This window comes from Falsiroseomonas oryziterrae, assembly GCF_021864505.1.
In the GTDB taxonomy this organism is placed as follows: domain Bacteria; phylum Pseudomonadota; class Alphaproteobacteria; order Acetobacterales; family Acetobacteraceae; genus Falsiroseomonas; species Falsiroseomonas oryziterrae.
In genome coordinates, this window is the sequence record NZ_JAKJIB010000555.1 from 1 (window position 1) to 1,505 (window position 1,505).

At 72.5% G+C, this 1,505-nt stretch carries 1 protein-coding gene and 1 pseudogene; both read left to right on the plus strand.

The window, feature by feature from the left end; genetic code table 11:
* A pseudogene (locus L2I40_RS23080) lies at window positions 1-425 on the plus strand (hypothetical protein); the annotation flags it as partial.
* Window positions 422-1,342, plus strand: coding sequence for a D-alanine--D-alanine ligase (locus tag L2I40_RS23085; protein ID WP_237217699.1), 921 nt, complete (start codon window positions 422-424; stop codon window positions 1,340-1,342). The pseudogene L2I40_RS23080 and the gene L2I40_RS23085, both read left to right, overlap by 4 nt.
* The last annotated feature ends 163 nt before the right edge of the window (window positions 1,343-1,505 follow it).

Here is a 1,505-nt window from a genome sequence, read left to right on the forward strand (position 1 = left end):
GCGGCGTCGTGGTGCGCGCGCGCTTCCGGGCCACGCCGGGCGACGCGGCGGCGATCGCGGCGCGCATGGGCGAGATCCGCGCCGCGCGCGAGGCCACCCAGCCCGTCCGCGCACGCACCGGCGGCTCCACCTTCAAGAACCCGACCGGGCACAAGGCCTGGCAGCTGGTGGATGCTGCCGGCTGCCGCGGCCTCGCGCGCGGTGGCGCGCAGGTGTCGGAGCTGCACGCGAATTTCCTGCTCAACACGGGCGGCGCCACGGCCGCCGATATCGAGGGCCTCGGCGAGGAGGTCCGCGCGCGCGTGAAGGCAAAGTCCGGCGTCGATCTCGAATGGGAGATCAAGCGCGTGGGGGACTCGTCGGATCGCTCTCCGATTCAGCCCTCCGCGCCTGGCGGCGCTCCGGCCATCGGAGAGCAGGCATGACCCATGTCGCGGTTCTCCATGGCGGCGTCTCGGCCGAGCGCGAGGTCAGCCTCAACACCGGCCGCCAGGTCGTCGCGGCACTGCGCCAGGCGGGCTTCGAGGTGACGCCGATCGAGGTCGGCCAGGACCTCGGCGCGGTCATCGCCGCGCTGCAGGCGGCGAAGCCCGACGTCGTGTTCAACGCGCTGCATGGCCGCTTCGGCGAGGATGGTTGCATCCAGGGCGTGCTGGACTGGCTCGGCCTGCCCTACACGCATTCGGGGCTGCGCGCCTCCGCCATCGCGATGGACAAGGCCGCCGCCAAGGCCGCCTTCGCCGCGGCGGGACTGCCCGTCGCCCCGTCGCGCATCGTCTCGCCGGAGGAGCTGGAGGCGGCCGACCCGCTGCCGCGGCCCTATGTCGTGAAGCCGGTCAACGAGGGCTCCTCGGTTGGCGTGGAGATCTTACGGGACGGCGACAACCGTCGGGCCGAGGTGGCGCGCGGCTGGAAATACGACCGCCGCATCATGGCGGAAGCCTACATCCCCGGCCGCGAGCTGACCGTCGCGGTGATGGGCGACCGGCCGCTCGAGGTGACGGAGATCGCCACCGGCAACGTCTTCTACGACTACGAGGCGAAGTATGCCGATGGCGGCAGCCGCCACACCCTGCCGGCCCCGGTCCATCCGGATATCCGCGCGCAGGCGATGGAGGTCGCGCTGCGCGCCCATCAGGCGCTCGGCTGCCGCGGCGTCTCCCGCGCCGATTTCCGCTACGACGACACGGCGGGCGAGCCTGGCCGGCTCTACATCCTCGAGGTCAACACGCAGCCCGGCATGACGCGCACCTCGCTGGTGCCCGAGCAGGCCGCGCATGTCGGCATCCCCTTCCCCGATCTCTGCGCCTGGATGGTGCGGGAGGCGCGGAATGGCGCGTAGCCTCTCCGCCACCCGCGGCAGCCCGCTCGCTTCGGGCCGCGGCGGCAGCCGCCGCGAGCAGGACCGGCCGAGCCGCCTGCGGCTCTGGCTGTAGCGCCGGCGCGGGCTGGCCAAGCCGGCCAGTTTCGTAGAGCACTTCTCTCAACTCCTGTCTCTTGCTTTT